23 protein-coding genes are annotated in these 24,023 nt (G+C 73.0%); 15 read left to right on the forward strand and 8 right to left on the reverse strand.

Annotated elements, in window-relative coordinates; translation table 11 throughout:
* Nucleotides 1–105: 105 nt before the first annotated feature.
* The 3 genes from ACIQVZ_RS39085 (at nucleotide 106) to ACIQVZ_RS39095 (ending at nucleotide 2,789) form a co-directional block, all read left to right on the forward strand.
* The gene (locus tag ACIQVZ_RS39085; RefSeq protein WP_063346085.1) at nucleotides 106–375 is read left to right on the forward strand and encodes a helix-turn-helix domain-containing protein; all 270 of its coding nucleotides are present in this window, start codon (nucleotides 106–108) and stop codon (nucleotides 373–375) included.
* Nucleotides 376–744: 369 nt separating this feature from the next.
* Nucleotides 745–1,782, forward strand: a complete 1,038-nt coding sequence (locus ACIQVZ_RS39090; RefSeq protein ID WP_350885999.1) for a lysine-2,3-aminomutase-like protein — start codon at nucleotides 745–747, stop codon at nucleotides 1,780–1,782.
* Nucleotides 1,783–1,811: 29 nt separating this feature from the next.
* Nucleotides 1,812–2,789, forward strand: a complete 978-nt coding sequence (locus tag ACIQVZ_RS39095) for a DMT family transporter (protein ID WP_402456923.1) — start codon at nucleotides 1,812–1,814, stop codon at nucleotides 2,787–2,789.
* 120 nt (nucleotides 2,790–2,909) lie between these two features.
* Here the strand turns inward: ACIQVZ_RS39095 and ACIQVZ_RS39100 are convergent, their stop codons facing one another.
* From ACIQVZ_RS39100 to ACIQVZ_RS39110, 3 genes are all read right to left on the reverse strand, one after another.
* Nucleotides 2,910–4,301, reverse strand: a complete 1,392-nt coding sequence (locus ACIQVZ_RS39100) for an ABC transporter substrate-binding protein (RefSeq protein ID WP_402456925.1) — start codon at nucleotides 4,299–4,301, stop codon at nucleotides 2,910–2,912.
* A gap of 64 nt (nucleotides 4,302–4,365) precedes the next feature.
* Nucleotides 4,366–5,274: a carbohydrate ABC transporter permease gene (locus ACIQVZ_RS39105; RefSeq protein ID WP_402456928.1), complete on the reverse strand. Its 909-nt coding sequence runs from the start codon at nucleotides 5,272–5,274 to the stop codon at nucleotides 4,366–4,368.
* Nucleotides 5,271–6,191 (reverse strand): sugar ABC transporter permease, encoded by a 921-nt coding sequence (locus ACIQVZ_RS39110; RefSeq protein ID WP_350885991.1) that lies wholly within the window; start codon nucleotides 6,189–6,191, stop codon nucleotides 5,271–5,273. The genes ACIQVZ_RS39105 and ACIQVZ_RS39110 overlap by 4 nt, the downstream gene beginning before the upstream one ends.
* Nucleotides 6,192–6,454: 263 nt before the next feature.
* Between ACIQVZ_RS39110 and ACIQVZ_RS39115 the strand changes: the two genes are divergently transcribed.
* The gene (locus ACIQVZ_RS39115) at nucleotides 6,455–7,117 is read left to right on the forward strand and encodes an SMI1/KNR4 family protein (protein ID WP_402456931.1); all 663 of its coding nucleotides are present in this window, start codon (nucleotides 6,455–6,457) and stop codon (nucleotides 7,115–7,117) included.
* A 103-nt stretch (nucleotides 7,118–7,220) separates the two neighbouring features.
* On the opposite strand, the gene ACIQVZ_RS39120 is transcribed toward ACIQVZ_RS39115, so the two are convergent.
* A complete protein-coding gene (locus tag ACIQVZ_RS39120) occupies nucleotides 7,221–7,982 on the reverse strand; it encodes a glucose 1-dehydrogenase (RefSeq protein ID WP_350885987.1) in 762 nt (253 codons plus the stop codon).
* 240 nt (nucleotides 7,983–8,222) lie between these two features.
* Nucleotides 8,223–8,804: a TetR family transcriptional regulator gene (locus ACIQVZ_RS39125; RefSeq protein WP_350885985.1), complete on the reverse strand. Its 582-nt coding sequence runs from the start codon at nucleotides 8,802–8,804 to the stop codon at nucleotides 8,223–8,225.
* Nucleotides 8,805–8,955: 151 nt separating this feature from the next.
* Between ACIQVZ_RS39125 and ACIQVZ_RS39130 the strand changes: the two genes are divergently transcribed.
* Complete coding sequence (locus tag ACIQVZ_RS39130) at nucleotides 8,956–9,441, forward strand: DoxX family protein (protein ID WP_350885983.1); 486 nt, start codon at nucleotides 8,956–8,958, stop codon at nucleotides 9,439–9,441.
* Between the two features lie 105 nt (nucleotides 9,442–9,546).
* Here ACIQVZ_RS39130 and ACIQVZ_RS39135 read toward each other — a convergent pair whose 3' ends face one another.
* A complete protein-coding gene (locus tag ACIQVZ_RS39135; RefSeq protein WP_402456958.1) occupies nucleotides 9,547–11,031 on the reverse strand; it encodes a SulP family inorganic anion transporter in 1,485 nt (494 codons plus the stop codon).
* A 785-nt stretch (nucleotides 11,032–11,816) separates the two neighbouring features.
* Here ACIQVZ_RS39135 and gcl point away from each other — a divergent pair.
* The 3 genes from gcl (at nucleotide 11,817) to ACIQVZ_RS39150 (ending at nucleotide 14,501) form a co-directional block, all read left to right on the forward strand.
* On the forward strand, nucleotides 11,817–13,598 hold the full coding sequence (gene gcl / locus ACIQVZ_RS39140) for a glyoxylate carboligase (protein WP_402456935.1): 1,782 nt from the start codon (nucleotides 11,817–11,819) through the stop codon (nucleotides 13,596–13,598).
* A gap of 40 nt (nucleotides 13,599–13,638) precedes the next feature.
* Nucleotides 13,639–13,929 carry a hypothetical protein gene (locus ACIQVZ_RS39145; RefSeq protein WP_402456938.1) on the forward strand — a complete coding sequence of 97 codons (291 nt, stop codon included), beginning with the start codon at nucleotides 13,639–13,641 and terminating at the stop codon, nucleotides 13,927–13,929.
* A gap of 83 nt (nucleotides 13,930–14,012) precedes the next feature.
* Nucleotides 14,013–14,501, forward strand: coding sequence for a glutathione peroxidase (locus tag ACIQVZ_RS39150; RefSeq protein WP_350885977.1), 489 nt, complete (start codon nucleotides 14,013–14,015; stop codon nucleotides 14,499–14,501).
* Between the two features lie 43 nt (nucleotides 14,502–14,544).
* On the opposite strand, the gene ACIQVZ_RS39155 is transcribed toward ACIQVZ_RS39150, so the two are convergent.
* Nucleotides 14,545–15,465, reverse strand: a complete 921-nt coding sequence (locus ACIQVZ_RS39155) for a LysR family transcriptional regulator (protein ID WP_402456940.1) — start codon at nucleotides 15,463–15,465, stop codon at nucleotides 14,545–14,547.
* Nucleotides 15,466–15,561: 96 nt separating this feature from the next.
* On the opposite strand from ACIQVZ_RS39155, the gene ACIQVZ_RS39160 reads away from it, so the two are divergent.
* The 4 genes from ACIQVZ_RS39160 (at nucleotide 15,562) to ACIQVZ_RS39175 (ending at nucleotide 19,569) form a co-directional block, all read left to right on the forward strand.
* Nucleotides 15,562–16,266 (forward strand): succinate dehydrogenase cytochrome b subunit, encoded by a 705-nt coding sequence (locus ACIQVZ_RS39160; protein WP_402456943.1) that lies wholly within the window; start codon nucleotides 15,562–15,564, stop codon nucleotides 16,264–16,266.
* Nucleotides 16,263–18,206 (forward strand): fumarate reductase/succinate dehydrogenase flavoprotein subunit, encoded by a 1,944-nt coding sequence (locus ACIQVZ_RS39165; RefSeq protein ID WP_402456945.1) that lies wholly within the window; start codon nucleotides 16,263–16,265, stop codon nucleotides 18,204–18,206. Before ACIQVZ_RS39160 ends, ACIQVZ_RS39165 begins: the two co-directional genes overlap by 4 nt.
* Nucleotides 18,203–18,940, forward strand: coding sequence for a succinate dehydrogenase/fumarate reductase iron-sulfur subunit (locus tag ACIQVZ_RS39170; RefSeq protein WP_350885969.1), 738 nt, complete (start codon nucleotides 18,203–18,205; stop codon nucleotides 18,938–18,940). The genes ACIQVZ_RS39165 and ACIQVZ_RS39170 overlap by 4 nt, the downstream gene beginning before the upstream one ends.
* 326 nt (nucleotides 18,941–19,266) lie before the next feature.
* Complete coding sequence (locus ACIQVZ_RS39175) at nucleotides 19,267–19,569, forward strand: hypothetical protein (protein ID WP_402456948.1); 303 nt, start codon at nucleotides 19,267–19,269, stop codon at nucleotides 19,567–19,569.
* Nucleotides 19,570–19,620: 51 nt separating this feature from the next.
* On the opposite strand, the gene ACIQVZ_RS39180 is transcribed toward ACIQVZ_RS39175, so the two are convergent.
* Nucleotides 19,621–20,559, reverse strand: a complete 939-nt coding sequence (locus ACIQVZ_RS39180; protein WP_402456949.1) for a DUF2797 domain-containing protein — start codon at nucleotides 20,557–20,559, stop codon at nucleotides 19,621–19,623.
* A 90-nt stretch (nucleotides 20,560–20,649) separates the two neighbouring features.
* On the opposite strand from ACIQVZ_RS39180, the gene ACIQVZ_RS39185 reads away from it, so the two are divergent.
* From ACIQVZ_RS39185 to ACIQVZ_RS39195, 3 genes are all read left to right on the forward strand, one after another.
* Entirely contained in the window at nucleotides 20,650–21,321 is a 672-nt protein-coding gene (locus ACIQVZ_RS39185; protein WP_402456952.1) for a maleylpyruvate isomerase N-terminal domain-containing protein, read from the forward strand.
* Nucleotides 21,322–21,457: 136 nt separating this feature from the next.
* Nucleotides 21,458–23,602 carry a restriction endonuclease gene (locus ACIQVZ_RS39190; protein ID WP_350885959.1) on the forward strand — a complete coding sequence of 715 codons (2,145 nt, stop codon included), beginning with the start codon at nucleotides 21,458–21,460 and terminating at the stop codon, nucleotides 23,600–23,602.
* 164 nt (nucleotides 23,603–23,766) lie between these two features.
* Nucleotides 23,767–24,023, forward strand: a 257-nt coding sequence (locus tag ACIQVZ_RS39195) for an ATP-binding cassette domain-containing protein (protein WP_402456955.1), incomplete at its 3' end; no start/stop codon positions are given.

Consider the following 24,023-nt stretch of genomic DNA (forward strand, 5'->3'; position numbering starts at 1 on the left):
AACGAACATGCCCGCCCGTTCCACTGGACCTACCAGGGCACTCCACTCAAGGAATGGGCCTGACCCCTCCACGAACTTGCGCGGAGCAGCACTAGTATCGACAACATGGTGAGGACTCCGCTGACCCCGTGGGAGCGCGAGCGCGGGGAGCGCTTCGGGGCGCTGCTGCGCGAGGCGCGCGGCGCGCGCAGCATGGTCGAGGTGGCGGCGGTGGCCGGCGTCTCGGCGGAGACGCTGCGCAAGATCGAGACCGGACGGGCGCCGACGCCGTCGTTCTTCACCATCGCCGCACTGGCGTTCGCACTGGATCTTTCGCTCGACGAGCTGGCGGCCGTGTGCGCGCTCCCGGAGGACGGCGAAGCCCTCTCGGCCTGACGCCTTAACGCTTTAACAGCTTGCCGCCTTAACGGCTTAACGACTTAACGGCCTTTTGTCGGCGCCGGAATCGATCGTCACCAATCGATTACCCGGGGCTCCGGACGCCGCCGCAGGCGATCCTTGACGCGTTCAGACCACCGAGGGTAGCGTCCTTGATTGTCGGCCTTCAGTTGAGGGACAAACGGACCCGTCCCGACTGGCTTTCGCCGCCGGATCGTCCTCCGAAGCCGCCCATCGCGGCCCCTCGGCGCTATCGCCCCCCGGAATTCCCCTGTCCGCCGATGTGCGTTCCCGGATTCTCCCCGGTCACCTCCGTGCCCGCTCGCTGAACGATCCCCATTCGGTTTCTCTCCAGGAGTTGAACCCATGGCCGGTTCGCGCCCGATCCGCACTCCCAAGGAACTGCTCGCACAGCACCTGATCCAGGAGGATCAGGTCGCGGCGATCACCGATGTCGCCAAACGGTACGCGTTGAGCATCACACCGGCGATGCGCAGCCGCATCGTCGGGCTGGACGACCCGGTGGCCCGTCAGTTCGTGCCCACCGAGGACGAGTTGACCTCGCTGCCGGAGGAGCGGGAGGACCCCATCGGCGACGATCCCTTCACCCCGGTGAAGGGCGTCACCCACCGCTACCCGGACCGCGTGCTGCTCAAGCCCGTCCTGGTGTGCCCGGTGTACTGCCGGTTCTGCTTCCGCCGGGAAGTGGTCGGCCCCGGCGACTCGATGCTGAAGGAGTCCCAACTCGCCGCCGCGCTGGACTACATCCGCTCCCACCCGGAGATCTGGGAGGTGATCTTCACCGGCGGCGACCCGTTCATCATGTCGCCCGACCGCCTGCGGCCGATCCTCCGGGCCCTCGACGGGATCGACCACGTCAAGGTGATCCGCTTCCACACCCGCGTGCCCGTGGTGGACCCGGACCGGGTGACCGAGGACCTCGTCGAAGCCCTCACCATGGACACGCCGGTCTGGGTCGTCGTGCACACCAACCACAGCCAGGAGATCGGCGACGGCGCGCGGCGCGCGCTGCGGCTGCTGGCCGGCTCCGGCATCCCGCTGGTCAGCCAGACGGTGCTGCTCAAGGGGGTCAACGACACCCCCGAGGCGCTGGAGGACCTGTTCCGCACCCTGATCGTCAACCGGGTCAAGCCCTACTACCTCCACCACGGCGACCTCGCCGTGGGCACCAGCCACTTCCGCACCACCGTCAAGGAGGGGCAGGCGCTCGCCCGCAGCCTGCGCGGCCGCGTGTCGGGCCTGTGCCAGCCCACCTACGTGCTCGACATCCCCGGCGGCCACGGCAAGGTGCCCATCGGCCCGACCTACCTGAACGGGAACGGGACCGTGACCGACCCGTGGGGCATCGCGCACACCTACCCGCCCAAGAGCACCGAGGACTGACCGCCCCCGCCGAAGGGAACCACCGGCCCATGGTCTCCGAGCCCACCCCGCGCCAGCCGGACCCCACCCTGCCGCCCGCGCCCCGGGGCTCCGGCACCGGCGTGCTCGGCAACGCCGTCCGCCACCCGGGAGGGACGCTGACGCTGATCGGGGCCTCGGCGATCTGGGGCCTGTGGACCACCGCGGAGAAGTACTCCATCCAGGGACTTCCCGTCATGACGGTGCTCGCCGTCTCCCTCCTCACCGCCGCCGCCCTGCCGTGGGCCGTCCTGCTGTACCGGGGCGGCCACCGGCGCCCGTCGCGCGACCAGTTGAAGCGCCTCGCCCTCCTCGGGCTGTTCGAGCCGATGGTGGGGTACGGGGCCATCGGGCTGGGGATGGCGCGGATCGACGCCACCCAGGCGTCGATCCTCCGCGGCTCCGAGGCGTGCTTCGTCGTCGCGCTGGCCGCGGTGATCAGCCGCCGGGCACCCACGCTGCGCGGTGTCGGCGGCGTCGTGCTGGGCGCGGTCGGCGTCGCCGCGCTGGGCGGGAGCCACGCCCTGCTGGGGCTCGGTGTGGGGGATCTCCTGGTGCTGGCCGGGACGTTCGCCGCCGCGGCGGCCACCATCGTCACCGGACGCATCGTCAGGGAGACCGATCCGCTCGTCGCCACGGCCTACCAGTTCGGCTTCGGCCTGCTCTTCTCCCTGCCGCTGTTCGCGGGCCAGTGGGTCATCAGCGGCAGCCTCGTCACCGACGACGCCCGCCCGCTGCACTGGATCGTCGCGGCCGGCGTCTGCGGCGGCGGGCTGGCCGGCGCCTTCCTGATGTACAACTACGCCGTGACGCGGACCCCGGTCACCACGGCGGGCGTCCTGCTCAACATCATCCCGGTGTTCGGACTCGCCTTCGCCGTGGCGCTCCTGGGCGAGCGCATCGACGTCTGGCAGTACGTGGGGGCCGCGCTCATCCTGGCCGGGATCTTCCTCTTCTCGGAGATCCCGGGGGCGGACGCCGACGGCTGAGCCCTGACCGGCGCTCCCCCACGGCGGTCCCGAACAGCGGTCCCGAACAGCGGTCCCGGACGGCGACGGCCCGCCGGGCGCGTGCTGCGCCGGGCGGGCCGTCGTGGGGCGCGGAGGTGGTCAGCTCACGGAGCTGTTGTAGCTGTCGATGGCGGGCTGGAGCTCCTTGGCCGCGTCGGCCAGGGCCTGCTGGGCGGTCTTGGAGCCGGCGATGGTCTGCTCGATGGCGGTCTCGACGCCCTTGCGGGCCTGCGGCATCACGCCGAGCAGGCAGCCGGCGGTGGCCGGGGAGGGCTTGGTGGCCTTGAGCTGCTCGATGGCCGTCTGGAACTGCGGGTACTTGGCCACCCACTCCTTGTCCTTGGGGTCGTCCAGGGCCTTGCGGTTGACCGGGAAGTAGCCGGTGCCGGTGTGCCAGGCGGCCTGCTGCTCGGGGGCGGTGACGAACTTCTCGAACTCCCAGGCGGCGCGCTTCTCGGCGTCGGAGTGGCCGGGGCCGCTGATCCACAGCGAGGCGCCGCCGATAACCGGGCCGCCCTGGTCGGTGGCGGCGACGTTGGGGAACGCCGCGGTGCCGACGGCGAACTTGGCGGCCTCGGTGTAGCCGCGCAGCACGCCGGTGGACTCCAGGTGCATGGCGACGGTGCCGGCCTTGAACGCGGCCTGGGCGTCGTCGGTGTTGCGGCCGGTGTTGGCCGCGTAGCCGCCCTTGACGAGGTCGGCCCACCACTGGACGACCTGCGCGCCCTGGGCGGAGTCGAAGACGGCCTTGCCGGCCTTGTTGGTACGGCCGTTGTCCTGGTCGCAGTACATGGTGCCGGACTCGGCGAGCAGCTGCTCGACGAACCAGCCGTAGATCGCGGCGCCGAAGCCGTAGCGGACGGTCTTGCCGTCGGCGTCCTTCTTCGTCAGCTTCTTCGCCAGCTCACCGAGTTCGGCGAGGTCCTTGGGCGGCTGCGCCGGGTCGAGACCGGCCTCCTTGAAGGCGTCGGCGTTGAGGTAGAGCAGCGGCATCGAGGAGTTGAACGGCATCGAGACGAGCTTGCCGCCGACGGAGTAGTAGTTGCGGATGTTCGGGTCGAGGTCGTCGAGGGCGAAACCGTCCTTGTCGGCGAAGGCCTGGGCCGGGACGGTCTGCTTGGAGTCGATCATGAACCGGGTGCCGATGTCGTAGACCTGCACCAGGGCGGGGGTGCCCTTCTGCTGCACCGCGGCCTTGTACTTGGCGACCAGGTCGTCGTACTTGCCCTGGAACTGCGCCTTGACCTCGATCTTGCCCTGGTGGGCGGCGTTGAACTGGCTGACCAACCCGGTGAGGACCTCGGCGTTCTTCCCCGTCATCGAGTGCCAGAACTCGACGCCGGTGACACCCGAGGCCTGGTCGAGCGCCTGGGCGCCGGGGGCGGCGTCGGAGGAGCCGCCGGAGCCGGAGGTGGAGTCGCCGGAGCTGCAGGCGGTCAGGGACAGGCCGGCCACCAGCAGGGCCGCGAGCGCGCGGGCACTCTTCTTCACGGGAGGGTTCTCTCTCTGTCGGGAGGGACGTGCTCAAAGGAGCGGGAGGAAGCGGCGGAGCGGGTCAGCGGACGGCGCCCGCGGTGAGACCGCGGACGATGAAGCGCTGGCCGAAGACCACCAGGGCGAGCGTGGGCAGCAGGGAGAGCACGACGCCGGCCAGGATCAGGCCCGGGTCGGACATCTCGGAGTCGCGCAGCGAGGTGAGGCCGATCTGCAGGGTCTGCATGTTGGCCGTGCGGGTGATGATGAGCGGCCAGAAGTACTGGTTCCAGGCGGACAGGAAGACGTAGATCGACAGCGCCGCCAGGGCCGGCTTGTTGAGCGGGACGACGATCCGCCACAGGAACCGCCAGTGGCCCGCGCCGTCGATCCGCGCGGCGTCGCGCAGTTCACCGGGCAGCTGCCGGAAGGCCTGCCGCAGCATGAAGGTGCCGAAGCCGGAGGCGAGGAAGGGCAGCACCAGGCCGAAGTAGGTGTTCCCGAGCCCCCAGCCGGACAGCGTCAGGTAGTTGGGGATGATGATGGCCTCCCACGGGACCATCAGCGTCGCCAGGAACACCCCGAACACCACGGCCCGCGCCTTGAGCGGCAGGAACACGAAGGCGTACGCGGCGAGGACCGAGGTGAACAGCTGGGCGAGCGTGATGACGGTCGCCACGATCGCCGAGTTGGCGTACTGCCTCGCCAGCGGGACGGTGTCGACGGCGCCGGCGAAGTTCCGCCCGGTGACCGAGTGGGGCACCAGCGCCGGCGGGTAGGAGGAGAGTTCGGACGGGCTCATGAAGGCGCCGGCGATCGCGTAGTACACCGGGAAGGCCACGGTGACGAGGGCGACGGCGAGCAGCAGGTAGACGGCGGCGCGGCCGAGCAGGTCGCGCGGCGAGCGGCCGGCCAGCACCCGGGGGCGCGGGCGCGGCGCGGCGGCCCCGTCGTGGGCCCCGGGCCCGGCCTCGGTGGCGGTCACGGTCATGCGTAGTGCACCTTCCGCTCCAGGACGCCGAACTGGACGGCCGTGCAGGCGAGGACGACCACGAGCAGCACCACGGCCTGGGCACTCGCGGTGCCGAAGTCGCTGGAGCCGTAGGCGAAGGCCTTCTCGTAGACGGAGTAGACGAGGGTCCGGGTGGCGCCGTCGGGGCCGCCCTTGGTGAGGATGTGGATCTGGCCGAAACTCTGCAGCGAGTGGACGGTGGAGACCACGGTCAGGAAGAACAGGTTCGGGCCGAGCATCGGCACGGTGATCGAACGGGCCAGCCGCAGCCCCGAGGCGCCGTCGATCCGCGCGGCCTCCAGGATCTCGCCGGGGATCGAGCCGATGCCGGCGGACAGCACCAGCACGTTGTAGCCGAGGCTCATCCACACCGTGGTGACGGCCACCGAGACCAGCGCGTACCGGGAGTCGGTCAGCCAGCCGATCGGGCCCAGCCCGACGTGCGAGAGCAGGCCGTTGAGCACCCCGCTGGCGGGGTTGAAGAACACCGCGAAGACCACGGACGCGCTGGCCACCGAGAAGGCGAAGGGCAGCGCGAACGCGGAGCGCAGCAGCCGCACGCCCCGGATCCGGTTCTCCAGGAGCAGCACCAGCACCAGCGCGCCCAGCACGCCGGGCACCACGGTGAGCAGCGTGAACAGGGCGGTGGTGGCGAGCGTGCGCCGGAAGTCCGCCGAGGTCAGCAACTCGGTGTAGTGCTTCAGCCCGACGTAGCGCGAGGGCGCGCCGAACAGGTCGTTGGCGTGTCCGCTCAGGTAGATGGTCCGTCCCAGCGGGTAGCCGATGAAGAGGACGAAGACCACCAGGGAGGGCAGCAGGAAGGCCCAGGCGAGGCCGTGCTCACCCCAGCGGCTTCGGCGGCCCGGGTGGGGCTTGGTGTGTGGTGCGGTCGGCATGGGTTTGCGCGTCCCGCCTTTCGTTGTGTCGGTTCCGGCCGAAACCGTGTCCTGCCCACACGACGGGTCGGAAACCCCGGGGTGAGCAACGGGTGTCGGTGGGATTACGCGTTCGCGTCAGATTCGGCCGGTCGTGGGCGGACGGGCGTTGGGGCGCGTCCCCGGCCGGTCGTGGGCGGGCGGGATGCGCGGCGCGCCCCCGCCCGTTCCGGTACGCCCTCCGGTCGCCCCGGACTGTCGGTGGGGCGTCGTACGGTTCCCGGATGGACGACACCGAATTCGACATCCGGGCCGCGATGGCCGAATCCCTGCGGGATCGCGCGGGCGCCCGGGCGCTGGTCGAGGGCTTCGCCGCCTACTGGGGCGAGCCGCTGCGGCCCGGGGACGGCTTCGCGGACGCCGAACTCGACGCCGCCGAAGGGCGCCTGGGCCTGCGGCTGCCGGCCGCGCTGCGCGAGGCGTACCTGCTGTTCGGCCGCCGGGAGGACCTCACCGGCAACCACAACCGGCTGCTGCCACCGGAGGAACTGTTCGTCCTGGACGGCGCCCTGGTGTACCAGGTGGAGAACCAGGCGTGCGCGAACTGGGGCGTCCTGCTGGCCGACCTCGACCAGGACGATCCGCCGACGGTGGGCCGGCTCGACCTCGCGGACAAGTCGACGGAGCACTGGGAACCCTGGGAGGAGCGTTTCTCGACGGCCGCGGCGGCGATGGTGATGGTGGAGAAGCTGTTGCAGGACGACGAGTTGAGCGTGTTCGCCGAGTGTGGAGTGGAGGTACCGGAGGGGCTGGCGGAGCTGCCCCGGCTCGGCCGCGGCTGCCGCTGGTTCACCGGGCCGGACGTGCTGGTCGTCGAGTTCGACGAGGACCTCGTGGTGGCCCGGGCCCGGACCGAGGAGGCCAGGGACGCACTGGCCGAGCGGTGACCTGATGGCCCAACGGCGGCACACAGCACGGCCGTTGGGCCATGGGCGGATCAGACGGTGGCCCAACGGCGGTGCGCCGCGCTGCCGTTGGGCCACGGGTGGATCAGGCGGTGGCACCGCCGTCCAGGACCAGGTCGGCGCCGACGGTGAAGCCCGCCTCGGGCGAGGCCAGGTACAGCACCGCGGCGGCGACCTCCTCGACCGCACCCGCCCGGCCGACGGGGAGGCTGTCCTTCATCCGCGCGGCCTTGTCGTCGGCGTTCTCGCCGGGCCGGGTGGACATGCTGGTGTCCACCGGGCCGGGGCTCACCATGGTGATCCGGACGCCGTCCGCGATGTGGTCGAGGGCGGCGCTGCGGGTCAGCGCGGTGACGGCGGCCTTGCTGGCGGCGTAGGCGCCGAGGCCGGGCACCCGCATGTGGACGCCGAGGTTGGACGAGACGTTGACGATCGCGCCGCCGCCGTGGGCCCGCATGTGGCCGATCTGGTGCTTCATGGCGAGCCAGGTGCCGGTCAGGTTGACCGCGAACACCCGGTGCCACTCGTCCTCGTCGATGTCGGCGACCGGGCCGACGGCGCCGAACACCCCGGCGTTGTTGACGGCGACGTCCAGGCCGCCGAGGAGTTCGACGGTCTCCCGGACCAGCCGGGCGGCGTCCTGACCGTCCGCCACGTCACCCGTCAGCGCGACGGCCTCGCCGCCCGCCTGCTCGATCAGCTCGACCGTCTCGGCGAGCGGGCCCGCGCTGCGGCCCGCGACCGCGACCCGGGCGCCCTCCCGGGCGAAGGCGAGCGCCACGGCCCGTCCGATACCGCTGCCGCCGCCGGTGACCAGGACGGACTTGCCGATGAAACGCGTGGTCATGAGAGGTGCTCCTTGATCTGGATGGTGCGTTCTGGTGCGGTGTCGGTCCCTGTGGTGGCTTCGGGAGTCGCCCACGCCGGTATGGCGACGGCGAGGGCGGTCAGCGCCAGGGCGGCGCCCGCCGCCGCGAAGGCCGTGGCGCACTCACGGAAGTCCCCCTCTCCATCATGACCGTTCGGTCCAGTATCGGGACGGCAAGAGGCGACCCCCATCGCCACCCCGCCATCGCCCCACGATCCGTCAGTCGAGCAGCACCAGCGCCTGCTCGGCGGCGTCCCGCACCCGGGACGCGCCGTCGGCGGTCCGGCCCAGCACCCGCACGCCCTGCAACAGCACCAGCAGCATCCGGGCCAGCGACCTCGGATCCCGCCCGGCGGGCAGTTCGCCCTGCGCCTCGGCCCGGACCAGGGCGGCAGTCAGCACCGTCTCCAGGTGGCCGAGGCCGGCCTCCACCCGGCGGGCCGCCGAGGGGTCGTGCGCGGCGAGCTCGACGGCGGTGTTGGTGATGAAACACCCGCGCTTCAGCCCGTCCTCGGCGGACTCCGCCGCGAACCGGCGGACCAGCGCGCGGACGGCCGGCAGCACCGGGCCGGGCTGGGAGAGCTCGGCCAGCAGCACCGGGTCGGCCTGCTCGCCGTACCGCTCCAGCGCCCGCAGGAACAGTTCGTGCTTGCTGCCGAAGGTGGCGTAGATGCTCGCCCGGGCGATCCCGAGCTCCTCGACCAGGTCGGCCATCGAGGTCGCCTCGTAACCGCGCCGCCAGAACAGCTCAAGGGCCGACTGGAGCACGGCGTCCGGGTCGAATTCCTTCGTTCGCGCCATGGGTGGACGCTAACCCTTTCCAGAACGGTCGGTCAAGATCCGCCGCGAAGGTCGCACACGTGGGATCTGACGGAGCATTGCCAAGTGGACTAGACCAAGGGTACCCTTACCGCCCCGTACCCCCTCCTCCCCCCACAGGAGGCGTTTCCCCATGCCCGCGAACCTTCCCACCTCTCCCCAGCAGGCGGCCGAGGCCGCCCGCCCGCTCGTCCTGACGGCCTTCCGGGTCGTCGTCGGGCTGCTCTTCGCCTGCCACGGCGCCGCCTCGCTCTTCGGCGTCCTCGGCGGCGCCAAGGGCGGCGGCACCGTCCCGCTCGGCCAGTGGCCCGGCTGGTGGGCCGCGCTGATCCAACTGGTCGGCGGCGCCCTGGTGCTGCTCGGCGTCGGCACCCGGACCGCCGCCCTGCTCTGCTCCGGCTCGATGGCGTACGCCTACTTCACCGTCCACCAGGAGCACTCCCTGCTGCCGCTGCAGAACGGTGGCGAACCCTCCGTCATGTTCTGCTGGGCCTTCCTCGCCATCGCGGTGCTCGGCTCCGGCCCCTACGCCCTGGACCGGCTGCTGGCCCGGCGCTCCACGGCCGAGCCGGCCGCCCAGCCCGCCCCGGCCGGGGCACACCAGGGCCAGACCGGCTGAGCACCCGCCCGACGGACGGCTGAGCACGACGGACGCCCGGACGGCACGACGGACTGACTGTGCGGGGTCAGTCCGTCGACAGGCCCGGACCGCGCCCGCCCGTCCTCACACCACGGTCGGCAGCGGCGGTTCGACCGCGAGCGGAGCAGTGGAGCGGGCCCGGTGCTGGGCGGCCCACGCGGTGAGGGCCACCGTGCAGGCGTGGTCCAGGTGGCGCAGCCCGGACCAGTCGAGTTCCACCGGCCGGTCGGCCGGCAGCCGTTCCAGGGCGTCCAGCAGCCGGGGCAGCCGCAGGAAGGTCGCGTTGCCGCTGAGCCGGACGCGCTGCAGGGCCTCGCCGGACGGCAGGACCAGTTCCTCCAGGCCGATCTGCAGGTGCGAGGTCTGCCAGGCGGACTTGGCCACGGCCAGGCCGATGCCGATCAGCACACCCTCGAACAGGTCGGTGGCGATGATGGCGCTCGCGGTCACCGCGAGCACCAGCGCCTCGCCCCGGTGGTCGCGGCAGAGCGCGGCGATCCGCCGCAGCGGGACGAGCTTGGCGCCGGCGTGGACCAGGACGGCGGCCAGCGCGGTGAGCGGGACGAGCCCGAGCACGCCGGGCAGCAGCGCGGTGAACAGCAGCAGCCAGAGCCCGTGCAGGGTGCGCGAGGCCTTGGTCCGCGCCCCCGCCTGGACGTTGGCCGCGCTGCGGACGATCACCGCGGTCATCGGAAGGGCGCCGAGCAGCCCGCAGACGGTGTTGCCGATGCCCTGGGAGGTCAGCTCGCGGTCGTAGTCGGTGCGCCGGCCGTGGTGCATCCGGTCGACGGCGGCGGCGCTGAACAGCGTCTCGGCGGAGGCGATCAGGGTGAAGGCGACGACCGTACCGAGACCGGCGGTGCCCGCCACCGCGCCGAGCGCGGCACGGTCGGGCAGGTGGACGATGTCGAGCAGGCCGGACACCCGGACCCTCGCCACCGGCAGGTCGGCGGCGGCCGTGACGGCGGCGGCCAGCCCGACCGCGGCCAGCGGCGCGGGGACGCCGCGGGCGACGGGCCCGGGCACGTACTTCCAGCCGACCAGCACGAGCAGGGTGGCCAGTCCCAGGGCGACCGCGCTCGGGGTGGCCACGCCGGTGACCACGTCCGCCAGCAGGTCGGGCAGTCCGGCGATCTTCTCCGGCCCGGTGGCCGGGGCGCGGCGGTCGGCGAGCGCGTACAACTGGCCGAACAGCAGGGTCAGTCCGATGCCGGCCAGCATGCCGTGCACCACCGAGGCGGACATCGCGCGGAACCAGCGGCCGAGCCGGAGGGCTCCCATCGCGATCTGGAGCAGCCCGGTGCCGAGGACGAGCAGGCCGAGGGCGGTGACGCCGAAGCGCTGGACGGCGTCGTAGACCAGGACGGTCAGCCCGGCGGCCGGGCCGCTGACCTGGAGGCTGCTGCCGGGCAGGAGGCCGACGACCAGGCCGCCGACGATGCCGGTGACCAGGCCCAGTTCGGCGGGGACGCCGGAGGCGACCGCCACCCCGACGCACAGCGGCAGGGCGACCAGGAACACCACCAGCGAGGCGGGCAGGTCGTAGCGCCAGGGGACGGCGCGCAGCACGGCGAGCGGGGGCCGGCGGCGGCCCGGCGGGGCGGCCTTGCCGGGGTGGCCCGGCGAGGCCTTGCGGCGGCGGGGCGTTCGGCTCACCCGGTCACCACCGGGGGGCGGGCAGGGAGACAGCGCATGGCGGCGTTCCTTTCGCGCGCCCGCCGCTGCGGGCACGCCGTCACAGGGGGCGAGGGGGGCACAGGGGGGTGAGGAGCGGGAAGGGAGGTGGACCGCACGGAGAAGGCGACAGCGGTACGGCCGCAGGTTCGGGCGGACCGGACGGCGGCGGCGGGTGTCGGGTCGGTGCGGCCAGGGGGTGCGTCCCTCGCTCGGGTGCGGCGGACCGGGCGCGCTGGTCCTGGACGGGACCGGCCGCCGGAGCTCCCCCGCTCCCGGACCGTCCCGAATCCCCCTTGCCGCGGCCTCAGTCGGACATCACGGGCCCGGCGTGCCACCGACGGTACCCAGGGGTGCGGGGTGGGCCGACCTCGGGCACCGTCCCTTCACCCGCACTGCACACCGGCCGCGCTTTCCGGCGCGGAACGGCCGGTTCCCCGGGCACACCAGCACGATCTGCGCCCACCTGTGCGAACCCGGCTCCGCCTCCCCGCCCCGGACGCCCGCGACGACCTGGGGTTTCACTCCCGGGGCCGACTTCCACATTCTGTTGAACCTCCCCTTGACGCCCCGCGAGCCCAGTCGTACCGTATTTCCGCATACAGAAATCATTCTTCCGTATGGTGGAATTCTGGAGATGAGCCCTCCGACCCACTGCGGGCCGACGCAGGAGAGACCCGATGCCTCGTATGACAGCCGCCCGCGCGGCCGTGGAGATCCTCAAGCTCGAAGGCGTTGACGTCGCGTTCGGCGTGCCGGGCGCGGCCATCAACCCGTTCTACGCCGCGCTCAAGGCCTCCGGCGGGATCAGGCACACGCTCGCCCGGCACGTCGAGGGCGCCTCCCACATGGCCGAGGGCTACACCCGCGCCAAGGCCGGCAACATCGGCGTCTGCATCGGCACCTCGGGCCCGGCCGGCACCGACATGATCACCGGCCTGTACTCGGCGATCGCCGACTCCGTGCCGATCCTGTGCATCACCGGCCAGGCCCCCGTCGCCCGCCTGCACAAGGAGGACTTCCAGGCCGTCGACATCGCCTCGATCGCCAAGCCCGTCACCAAGGCCGCCACCACCGTGCTGGAGGCCGCGCAGGTCCCCGGCGTGTTCCAGCAGGCCTTCCACCTGATGCGCTCCGGCCGTCCCGGCCCCGTCCTGATCGACCTGCCGATCGACGTCCAGCTGACCGAGATCGACTTCGACCCCGAGGCCTACCAGCCGCTCCCCGTCTACAAGCCGGCCGCCAACCGGATCCAGATCGAGAAGGCCCTCGCCCTGCTCCAGGAATCGGAGCGCCCGCTGATCGTCGCCGGCGGCGGCGTCATCAACGCCGACGCCGCCGAACTGCTGCGGGAGTTCGCCGAGCTGACCGGCGTCCCCGTGGTCCCGACCCTGATGGGCTGGGGCATCGTCCCCGACGACCACGAGCTGAACGCCGGCATGGTCGGCCTCCAGACCTCGCACCGCTACGGGAACGAGAACTTCCTCGCCTCCGACTTCGTCCTGGGCATCGGCAACCGCTGGGCCAACCGCCACACCGGCGGCCTGGACGTCTACACCGCGGGCCGCACGTTCGTCCACGTCGACGTCGAGCCCACCCAGATCGGCAGGATCTTCGCCCCCGACCTCGGCATCGCCTCCGACGCCAAGGCCGCGCTGGAGCTCTTCCTCCAGATCGCCCAGGAGCTCAAGGCCGCCGGGCGGCTCAAGGACCGCAGCGAGTGGGCCGCCACCACCCAGGACCGCAAGGCCCGGCTCCAGCGCCGCACCCACTTCGACGACGTGCCGCTCAAGCCGCAGCGCGTCTACGAGGAGATGAACAGGGCGTTCGGCCCGGACACCCGCTACGTCACCACCATCGGCCTCTCCCAGATCGCCGGCGCGCAGCTGCTGCACGTCTACCGGCCGCGGCACTGGATCAACTGCGGTCAGGCCGGCCCCCTCGGCTGGACCATCCCGGCCGCGCTCGGCGTCGCCACCGCCGACCCCGAGGGCCAGGTCGTCGCGCTCTCCGGCGACTACGACTTCCAGTTCATGGTCGAGGAGCTGGCCGTCGGCGCCCAGCACCGCATCCCGTACGTCCACGTGCTCGTGAACAACGCGTACCTGGGCCTGATCCGCCAGGCGCAGCGCAACTTCGACATCGACTTCCAGGTCAAGCTGGAGTTCGAGAACATCAACGCGCCGGAGCTGGGCGTCTACGGCGTGGACCACGTCCGGGTCGCCGAGGGCCTGGGCTGCAAGGCGATCCGGGTCACCGAGCCCGAGGGCCTGCTGCCGGCCTTCGAGGAGGCCAAGAAGCTCGCCGCCGAGTTCCGCGTCCCGGTCGTCGTCGAGGCGATCCTGGAGCGGGTCACCAACATCTCGATGGCCGCCGCCGACATCGACAAGGTCAACGAGTGGGAGGAGATCGCCACCCTCCCGGAGCACGCGCCGACCGCCGTCAAGCCGCTCGCGCTCTGACCCCGCCGTGGGCCGCTCGGGGCGGACGCAGGCCCCCCGAGTGGCCCGCGAACCCGCCGGGTACCAACCGGGTGACGCCCGCGCCCAGCACGAGCAGCACCCGGCCGCGTACGTGAGCGTCGAGGGCCCGGTGGTGGCGGTCGAGGAGCGGCTCGACCCGGACGAGTGGGCCGCCCTCGCGAACCGCTACCTGTCACCCGGGGCCACGCGCGACTACCTGGCCTCCGCCCGGGAACAGTTGGCCGCCGACATCACGCTCCGGATGCGCCCCGAGCACTGGTCGAGCGCCGACTTCTCCACCTTCGGGGCCGATCTGCCGCAAGACCGGTAGGTCGGGCCCGGTCCAGGTGGTCGCGGCCACTACGGTGGCTCGGCGACACCCTGTTCCGCACACCTGCCGAAAGGACCACCCCCGTGAGCCTGTACGACATCCCGCTGCGCACCCTCACTGGCGAGCCCACCTCGCTGGCCGAGTACAAGGGCAAGGCGCTGCTGATCGTCAACGTCGCCTCCAAGTGCGGCCTGACCCCGCAGTACACCGGCCTGGAGCAGCTCCAGCAGCGGTACGCCGCACGCGGGTTCACCGTGCTGGGCTTCCCCTGCAACCAGTTCGCCGGGCAGGAGCCGGGCAGCGCCGAGGAGATCCAGACCTTCTGCTCCACCACCTACGGCGTCACCTTCCCGCTGTTCGAGAAGATCGACGTCAACGGCGACGACCGGCACCCGCTGTACCGGCAGCTGACCCAGGTCGCCGATGCCGAGGGCGAGACCGGGGACGTCAGCTGGAACTTCGAGAAGTTCCTGGTCTCCCCCGACGGCACCGTGGCCGCCCGCCTGCGGCCGCGGGTCGAGCCGGAGTCGGACGAGCTGACCGCCGCGATCGAGGCCGTCCTGCCGGCCTGATCCGCCCGTCGACGGGGAGGGTCGCATCCGGCGCCCCTCCCCGTCACAGCAACAGGCGTGTCCCCGGCGGGAGTTCGCCGGACCCGGCGGCCTCGCGCAGATGCGCCAGCAGGGTCGTGCGCAGGGCCTCGGCGGCCCGGGTGGGCGGCACCTCGTGGCCGTGTGCGACGGCGATGGTGCGGCCCAGGCCCGGCCCGGCGAAGGGCGTCACCGCGAGGCCCGAGCGGGCCGCGACCATCCCGGGGACGACCGCGGGCCCGAGCCCGGCCCGGACGAAGCCGAGGACCGCGTCCATCTCGCCGCCCTCCACCGCGAACTCCGGCTCGAAGCCGGCCGCCCGGCAGGCCGCCAACGTCGCCTCCCGGACGTCGTAGCCCTCCCGGAACATCACCAGCGGCCGCCCCCGCAGCTCCGCCACCCGCGCCTTGCGCCGGGTCTGCCGCTCGGCTGAGACCAGCACCAGTTCCTCGTGCAGCAGCTCGGTGACGGCCAGCGCCGGTGCGGCCTCCCCGCTCGGCGGGGTGATGATCAGCGCGAGGTCCAGCTCCCCCGCCGCCAGCGAGCGGACCAGGTCGCGCGAGCCGCCCTCGCGGACCGCCAGTGCCACCCCCGGGTGGCGGTCCCGGAACGCCCGCAGCACGTCCGGCACCAGGCTGGTGCACAGGCTCGGCGGCGCACCCAGCCGGACCCGGCCGCGGCGCAGCTGGACCGTCTCCTGGACGGCCAGCCGGGCGCTCTCGGTGTCCGCGAGGATGCGCCGGGCCAGTGGCAGCAGCGCCTCCCCGGCGTCGGTCAGGGCGATGTTTCCCCGGGTGCGGTGGAACAGCTCGGCGCCCAACTCCCTCTCCAATGAACGGATCTGCTGGGAGAGCGAGGGCTGGGCGACGTGTGCCGCCTCGGCGGCCCGGGTGAAGTGGCGGGTCTCGGCGACGGCCAGGAAGTAGCGGAGCTGCTGGAACTGCACACGGCCAGGATAGGCCGCATCGATAGTCGGCACCTATCGTGACGAGCCGCAGCATGTCTTGGACGTACCCTGGTGGCCGTCCCTACCGTTGCAGCCATGACAACCGCGACTCGGACGGCCCGGCATCCGTCCACCCTGGCGACGCTCTGGCGGTCGACCGTCGGCAAGAAGGCGGTCATGGCCGTCACCGGACTGGCCATGCTGCTCTACCTGGTCGCGCACATGCTGGGCAACCTCAAGGTGTTCGCCGGCCCGGACGACATCAACGGCTACGCGGCCTGGCTGCGCACCATCGGCCAGCCGTTCCTGGGGCACGAGTGGTTCCTGTGGATCGCCCGCTTCGGCCTGCTGGCCGCCGTCGTGCTGCACGGCGTCTCGGCCTACCAGCTCAGCCGCCGCGACCTCGCCGCCCGGCCGAGCAAGTACGTCCACAAGCGCCGCCGGGCGAGCTACGCGACCCGGACCATGCGCTGGGGCGGGGTGATCCTGGCGCTGTTCATCGTCTGGCACATCCTCGACCTGACCACGCTGACCGTGAACCCCGCCGCCGAACACGGCCGCCCGTACCAGAACATCGTGGCCTCCTTCGGCCAGTGGTACAGCTGCCTGATCTACGTCGTCGCGATGCTCGCCGTCGGCCTGCACATCCGGCACGGCTTCTGGAGCGCCGCGCAGACCCTCGGTGCCAACAACGCCCGCCGGGACCGGGTGCTCAAGCTGACCGCCAACGGCCTGGCGCTCGTGCTGACCGCCGGATTCCTGTCCGTCCCCGTGGCCGTGATGTTCGGAGTCGTCAAATGAGCTACCTGGACTACACCGTCGGCGAGCCCGTCGCCGACACCAAGGCCCCCGCCGGGCCGATCGAACAGCGCTGGGACCAGCGGCGGTTCGAGGCCAAGCTGGTCAACCCGGCCAACCGGCGCAAGCACACCGTGATCGTGGTCGGCACCGGCCTGGCCGGCGGCGCGGCCGGCGCCACCCTGGCCGAACAGGGCTACCACGTCGTCCAGTTCTGCTTCCAGGACTCCCCGAGGCGGGCGCACTCGATCGCCGCCCAGGGCGGCATCAACGCGGCCAAGAACTACCGCAACGACGGCGACTCGATCCGCCGGCTGTTCTACGACACCGTGAAGGGCGGCGACTTCCGCGCCCGCGAGTCCAACGTGCACCGGCTCGCCCAGGTGTCGGTCGAGATCATCGACCAGTGCGTCGCCCAGGGCGTCCCGTTCGCCCGCGAGTACGGCGGCCTGCTGGACACCCGTTCCTTCGGCGGCGTGCAGGTCTCCCGCACCTTCTACGCGCGCGGCCAGACCGGCCAGCAGTTGCTGCTCGGCGCGTACCAGGCGCTGTCCCGGCAGATCGCCGCCGGGAACGTGGAGATGCATCCGCGCACCGAGATGCTCGACCTGCTGGTCGTCGACGGCCGGGCGCGCGGCATCGTCGCCCGCGACCTGGTCACCGGCGCGATCAGCACCCACACCGCCGACGCCGTGGTCCTCGCCAGCGGCGGCTACGGCAACGTCTTCTACCTCTCCACCAACGCCAAGAACTCCAACGCCACCGCGATCTGGCGGGCCCACCGGCGCGGCGCCCACTTCGCCAACCCGTGCTTCACCCAGATCCACCCCACCTGCATCCCGCGCTCCGGCGACCACCAGTCCAAGCTCACCCTGATGAGCGAGTCGCTGCGCAACGACGGCCGGATCTGGGTGCCCAGGGCGAAGGGCGACACCCGGCCGCCGGCCGAGATCCCCGAGGACGAGCGGGACTACTACCTGGAGCGGATCTACCCGGCCTTCGGCAACCTGGTGCCGCGCGACATCGCCTCCCGGGCCGCCAAGAACGTCTGCGACGAGGGCCGCGGCGTCGGCCCCGGCGGGCAGGGCGTCTACCTGGACTTCGCCGACGCCATCCGCCGGCTGGGCCGGGACGCCGTCGCCGCCAAGTACGGCAACCTGTTCGACATGTACGAGCGGATCACCGCCGAGGACCCGTACCGGGTGCCGATGCGGATCTACCCCGCGATCCACTACACGATGGGCGGACTCTGGGTCGACTACGACCTGCAGACCACCGTCCCCGGCCTGTTCGCCGTCGGGGAGGCCAACTTCTCCGACCACGGCGCCAACCGGCTCGGCGCCAGCGCGCTCATGCAGGGCCTCGCCGACGGCTACTTCGTCCTGCCGCCCACCCTGAACGACTACCTGGCCCGCAACCCGCTGCCCGCCGTCCCCGCCGACCACCCGGCGGTCACCGAGGCCGAGGCCGAGGTCGAGGACCGGCTGAACCTCATCCTCGCGGTGGACGGCGACCGCACCCCCGACTCCTTCCACCGCGAACTCGGCGAACTCCTCTGGGACGAGTGCGGGATGGCCCGCGACGAGGCCGGACTGCGCCGGGCCCTGGCGCGGATCCCGCAGCTGCGCGAGGAGTTCTGGCGCCGGATCAAGGTGCCCGGCACCGGGCAGGAGCTCAACCAGTCGCTGGAGAAGGCCAACCGGCTCGTCGACTACTTCGAGCTCGCCGAACTCATGTGCCTGGACGCCCTGCACCGCGCCGAGTCCTGCGGCGGCCACTTCCGCACCGAGAGCCAGACGCCCGACGGCGAGGCCGCCCGGCGCGACGAGGAGTACGGCTACGCCGCCGCCTGGGAGTTCACCGGGACCGGCGCCGCCCCCGTCCTCCACCGCGAGGCCCTCGACTTCGCGTACGTCCACCCCACCCAGCGGAGCTACGCATGAACCTCACCCTGCGCATCTGGCGCCAGCCGGGCCCGGACGCCCCCGGGTCGATGACGACCTACCAGGTCGGCGGCATCAGCCCCGAGATGTCCTTCCTGGAGATGCTCGACAGCCTCAACGAGGAGCTGATCACCAGCGGCGACCAGCCCGTCGCCTTCGACCACGACTGCCGCGAGGGCATCTGCGGCGCCTGCGGCATGGTCATCAACGGCCAGGCCCACGGCCCCGAGCGGACCACCACCTGCCAGCTGCACATGCGGCACTTCCGGGACGGCGACACCATCGACGTCGAGCCGTGGCGGGCGGCGGCCTTCCCGGTGGTCAAGGACCTGGTGGTGGACCGCTCCGCCTTCGACCGGATCATCGGCTCCGGCGGCTACATCTCCGCCCCCACCGGCAGCGCCCCCGACGCGCACGCCACGCCCGTCCCCAAGGAGGCCGCCGACACCGCCTTCGAGCACGCCGAGTGCATCGGCTGCGGCGCCTGCGTGGCGGCCTGCCCGAACGGCTCGGCGATGCTGTTCACCTCCGCCAAGGTGGTCCACCTCAACGTGCTCCCCCAGGGCGCGCCGGAGCGCGCCTCCCGGGTGCGGGACATGGTCACGGCCATGGACGCCGAGGGCTTCGGCGGCTGCACCAACACCGGCGAGTGCGCCACCGCCTGCCCCAAGGGCATCCCGCTGCCCAGCATCGCCGCGATGAACCGCGAATTCCTGCGGGCCGCGCGCGGTTGACGGACCGCTCCGAACGGCCCCGTGCCCCCGGGCACGGGGCCGACGGCGTGCAGTACGGCGTGCGGGGCATTCGCACGCTCCCCCGAGGGGTGGTGGATCGTCAGGTCCGGCGCCCGCGCCCGGGAATTCGCGCTACCGTGGTCCTCCGCTACGGAAGGACGGCATATGCCCGAGGTTCAGTCCTGTTCCGGTTGCGGCGGGTCCGGGGGGACCCAGAAGACCGAAGCCACGGTCGAACGGGACGAGGAAGGGAGCATGGTGCCGAGGATCCACACCTTCTGGTCGCCCTGCGGTCGGTGCCACGGATCCGGGACGGTGATCGCCGGATGAGGCTGGTCTTCGAGTGTGTCGAGTGCGGCGCACACTACCTGCCGCCCGAGAGCATGGCATACCCGGACGGGCCCGCCTCCCCGGTCTGGTGCTCGCACTGCCAGGCGGCCAAACGGTCCGCCGGCGTCCAGGAGGACCCGCTGCTCACCCGCGTGGCCCTGGCCGCCGCCCGGGCCGCACTCGCCCGGCGCACCGCCGAGGGCGAGCCCGCCCCGCGCGCCGACGTCCGCCCGTCCCGGCCGCCGCTGTCCCGCCGGGCCCACTCCGGCCCGGGCGGAGTGCGCAGCAGACTGGGCTGAGCCTCGGCCCCACCGCCCGCGGGGAGCCACTCCCGGTGCCCCGGATTCGCCCTAGAAAAGCGCCTCCTGGGTGTCCGGCTCCGGCGGGCGGACCCGCTCCTCCAGGGCCACCCCGGACGTCGGACGGCCGGAGACGGGCGCGAGCGTCCAGCCGGTGAGCAGCCGGGTGTCCAGCAGCAGCGGCCCCGAGCCGTCGGCCTGGTCCAGGAACAGGTGGCGGCCCACCGGCGGCCGCAGGGTGCCCGCGATCACCGCCCCGTCGGCCAGGCCGCCGACCTGCCGGTACACCTCCGGGGCGCCGCCGGACAGCCCGAACCGCGCCACGTGGTCGACCACCGGGCGCTCGGCCGGCAGCTCCAGCGCGTGGCCGGCCAGCAGGCGGTGCGCCTGCGTCCGGGCCTCGGCCAGCACGGCCCGGCGGTACGGCTCGTCGCCGTGCGCCCACCAGTGCTCGGTCTTCAGCCTGGCCTTGAACCGCTCGCGCGCCAACCCGGAGGCGGCGACGGTGAGTTCGGCGCGCCGGATGGCCGGCAGCCCGCCCCGGGCGGTGAACGCGTAGGCCAGCGCGCCCTGTTCGAGCAGTCGGCTGTCGCCGCGCTGTTCGGCGGTCAGGCCGACCTTCAGCAGGCCGTCGCCGAACCAGGCGAGGTAGAGCAGGTACGTCCGGCCGTCGTCGAGGATCTGGTCCCGGGCGAGGGCCAGGCCGCGGTCGACGCTCTGGCAGGCCGGGCACTGCACCGCGGCGCCGTCCGGCGCGATCACCGCGTGGTGCGGGCACGGGGTGCGCTCCGTCGCCCCGGCCAGCCAGGCGCCGGTGCAGCGGCGCGGCCCGCCCAGCAGCCAGCCGACCTCCGTGCCGGGCGTGACGGCCCGCTCGTGCGCCTGGCCGCCGCGCACGGCGCCGAGCAGGGCGCGGCCCTCGTGCCAGCTCAGCCCGGTGGAGACCCAGCCGGCGGGCCGGTCCGGGTGGTGCTGCGGTGCGATCGTCACGGGCATCCCTCCCTCTCGAACCAGTGCAGAGTACCCGCCACCCCTGACAAGTGCGGCCCCTGACAGTGCCCCCTGCTAGCCTCCGCGACCATGACGCCCGAGCCCGCCACCCAGTCCCCCGTCACCGCCGACGACCTCGCGCTCGTCCTCCGGCTCGCCGCCGCCGCCCTGCGCGAGGCGCCCGCGGACGCCGACTGGTCCCGGCCCGCCGGGACGGTCGCCTGGGACTGCTGGACCACCGTCGAGCACCTCGCCGACGACCTGCTCGCCTACGCCGCCCAGCTCGGCCCGGCCGCCCCGCCGCGCGAGCGGTACGTCCCCTTCGCCACCGAGCGCCGCTTCCCCGGCGGGCCGAACAACTTCGTCCGCGCCGACCGCGCGAGCGGGCCCGACGGGCTGGTCGAGGTGCTGGAGGCGAGCGGCGGGCTGATGGTCGCGGTCGCCCGCGCCGCCGCGCCCGAGGTCCGCGCCTACCACCCGTGGGGTGTCGCCGACCCGGCCGGGTTCGTCGCGATGAGCCTGGTCGAGACGCTGGTGCACCTGCACGACGTCGCCCAGGGCCTCGGCCTGCTCTGGGATCCCCCGGCCGACCTCTGCCACCGCGTCCTGGCCCGGCTGTTCCCCGACGTCCCCGTCACCCCCGCCGACGCCCCCTGGCCGACCCTCCTGTGGGCCACCGGCCGCACCCCGCTGCCCGGCCGCCCGCTGCGCACCGACTGGCGCTGGCACGCCCGGCCCGGGGACACGCCCCAGGTGCACTGACCGGTGCAGTGCGGCCGTGCTGCTCGCGGGGCTTGGCCCGCTGGGGTGTTCACGTTCTATTGTTGCGGGCGCGGTTGGCGGCGCGGCCGGGAGGCGGGCGGCGCGACCGGTCCGGCGTGCAATGAAGGGGTGGACGGTGGCGGGGCGGCGGAACGACGGAGTGCTGGCGATCTGGGCGGAGGCGCAGCGGCAGCAGCAGCGCCGGGAGGAGGCCCGCTGGCGTGCCGAGGCGGCGCAGCAGCGCCGGCTGGAGCGCGAGCAGCGGGATGAGCAGCGGGCGACGGCCCGCAACGAGCGGGAGGCGCAGCGGGCCTACCAGCAGTCCCGGGAGGCGGAGGCGGCCCGGCTGACGGCCGAACTGGACGCCCGGGTGGAGGAGTTGCGCGGGTTGCTGGCCGCCGGGCTGGCGGCGCCGGCGTTCGGCCCGCAGGCGCTGCTGGCCCCGCGCCCGGTGCCGCCGTTCGACCCGGGCCCGCTGGGCCGGCCGGTGGAGCTGCCCGATCAGGCCGGCCCGAAGTACCACGTGCCGCCGCCGGACCAGGTGCAGGCGCGCAATCCGGGGGTGCGGCGGCAGTACGAGCAGTACCTGGCGCAGGCCCGGGCCCGGTTCGAGCAGGACTGGTACGCCGCCCAGGCGCAGGAGGCCGACCGGCAGCGCCGGCTGGCCGCGTACCACCAGGAGTACCTGGCCTGGGCGGCGCAGTTCCGCCGCCAGGACGAGGACCGCGCCGCCCGTACCGAGGAGTTGCTGCGGCGGCTGCGCGCGGGCGAGCCGGAGGCGGTACAGGAGTACTTCACCGCCGGTCTGTACGCCTCGGCGGCCTGGCCGGAGGGCTTCCCGCACCGGCTGGTGGCGGCCTGGGAGGCGTCGACCCGGCAGCTGGTGGTGAACTGGGAGCTGCCCGGCCCGGACGTGGTGCCGGCCGCCGGCCGGGTGCGGTACGTGAAGACGGACGACCGCGAGGCGGAGGTGGCCCGCCCGGCGACGGAGCGCAAGGCGCTGTACCGGGAGGTGTTGGCGCAGTCGGCGCTGCGGCTGGCGGCGGAGCTGTTCCGGGCGGACCGGGACGGGATGCTGGACTCGGTGGTGCTGAACGGCTTCGTCCTGGGCATCGACCCGGCGACCGGCCGGGAGGCGGAGCGCTTCCTGTCCACCCTGACCGCCTCCCGGGCCGAGTTCGCCGGGCTGGCGCTGGACCGGGTGGCGCCGGTGGACTGCTTCCAGGGCCTGGGCGGCAAGCTGTCGGCGCGCCCGGAGCGGCTGGACGAGGTGCGGCCGGACCGGCTTCCGGAGACGGTCGGCGGGAGCCTGGCCGGGCACGGCGGCGACGGCGACCCGGACCTGTTCGAGATGGACCCGATCGAGTTCGAGGAGCTGATCGCCGAGCTGTTCCGGCTGCGCGGCTTCCGGGTGATGACCACGGCCCGCAGCGGCGACGTCGGGGTGGACGTGGTCGCCGAGGACCTGGACCCGGTCACCGGCGGCAAGATCGTGATCCAGGCCAAGCGCTACCGCAAGACGGTGCCCCCGACGGCCGTGCGCGACCTGGAGTCGACCGTCCGGCACCACGGGGCGAACAAGGGCATCCTGGTGACCACCGCCGGCTTCGGCCGCGGCTCGTACAGCTACATCGAGGGGAAGCCGCTGACGCTGGTCAGCGGGCCGGAGCTGGTGGAGCTGCTGGCCGAGCAGGGGCTGCGGGGGCGGCTCGGCGGCGGCTCCGCGGAGCAGGAGAAGCCCGCGCCGGAGGCCGCGCCGACGGACCGTCACAGCAGCCTGACGGTCAGCTGGCAGAGCCGGACGGCCGGCGGCGACGCGGTGGAGCTGGACGTCACCGCGTTCCTGTGCGCCGCCGGGCGGGTGCTGAGCGACGAGCACTTCGTGTTCTTCAACAACCCGCAGGACCCGGACGGCGCCGTGCGGCTGCACCCCACCCACTCGGTGCCGGGCGAGCCGGCCCGGGCGGTCCGGCTGACCCTGGACCTGGAGCGGCTGGCGGCCACGGTGGACGAGGTGGTGGTCGCCGTCTCCACCGAGGAGGAGGAGCCGCGGGCCCTGCCGCTCGGCTACGTGCACGGTGTCGCCCTGGCGGCGACGTACGGTCCGGGCGCGGCCGGTCCGGTGGAGTGGGCGGCCGGCACCGGCGGCGTGCCGGACAGCGCGATGCTCGTGGGTTCGTTCCAGCGCGCGGGCGGCGGCTGGCAGTTCAGCCCGTCGGGCCGCGCGGTGACGAACGGTCTGCTCGGGCTGGCGGGTGCGTTCGGCGTCGCGGTGGAGTAGCGCGGGACCATCGTCCGCAGCCCAGGGACCATGGTCCTCAGGGATCGGTGTCATACCTGAGGAGGAGAAGACCCCCGCCGAGCCGCCGAGACGGCGGGGGTCGCCCCTCCTCGGGACATACGCATCGCGCTCGAACGGATTGGGAGGATGGAACGGAACCCCGAATGTCCGTTCCCGCCCTCAGGAGCACTCCCGTGACGACCCCCGCAACCGCCGTCCGTACCGGCCTGGCGGCCGCCCGCGCCACCGGCCTCAACAAGGTCTACGGGGACGGGGAGACCCGCGTCGTGGCCCTCGACAACGTCAGCGTCAACTTCCCGCAGGGCCAGTTCACCGCCATCATGGGCCCCTCCGGCTCCGGCAAGTCCACCCTCATGCACTGCATGGCCGGCCTCGACACCATCAGCTCCGGCTCCACCAC

This window comes from Kitasatospora sp. NPDC098663, assembly GCF_044760075.1.
In the GTDB taxonomy this organism is placed as follows: Bacteria; Actinomycetota; Actinomycetes; order Streptomycetales; family Streptomycetaceae; genus Kitasatospora.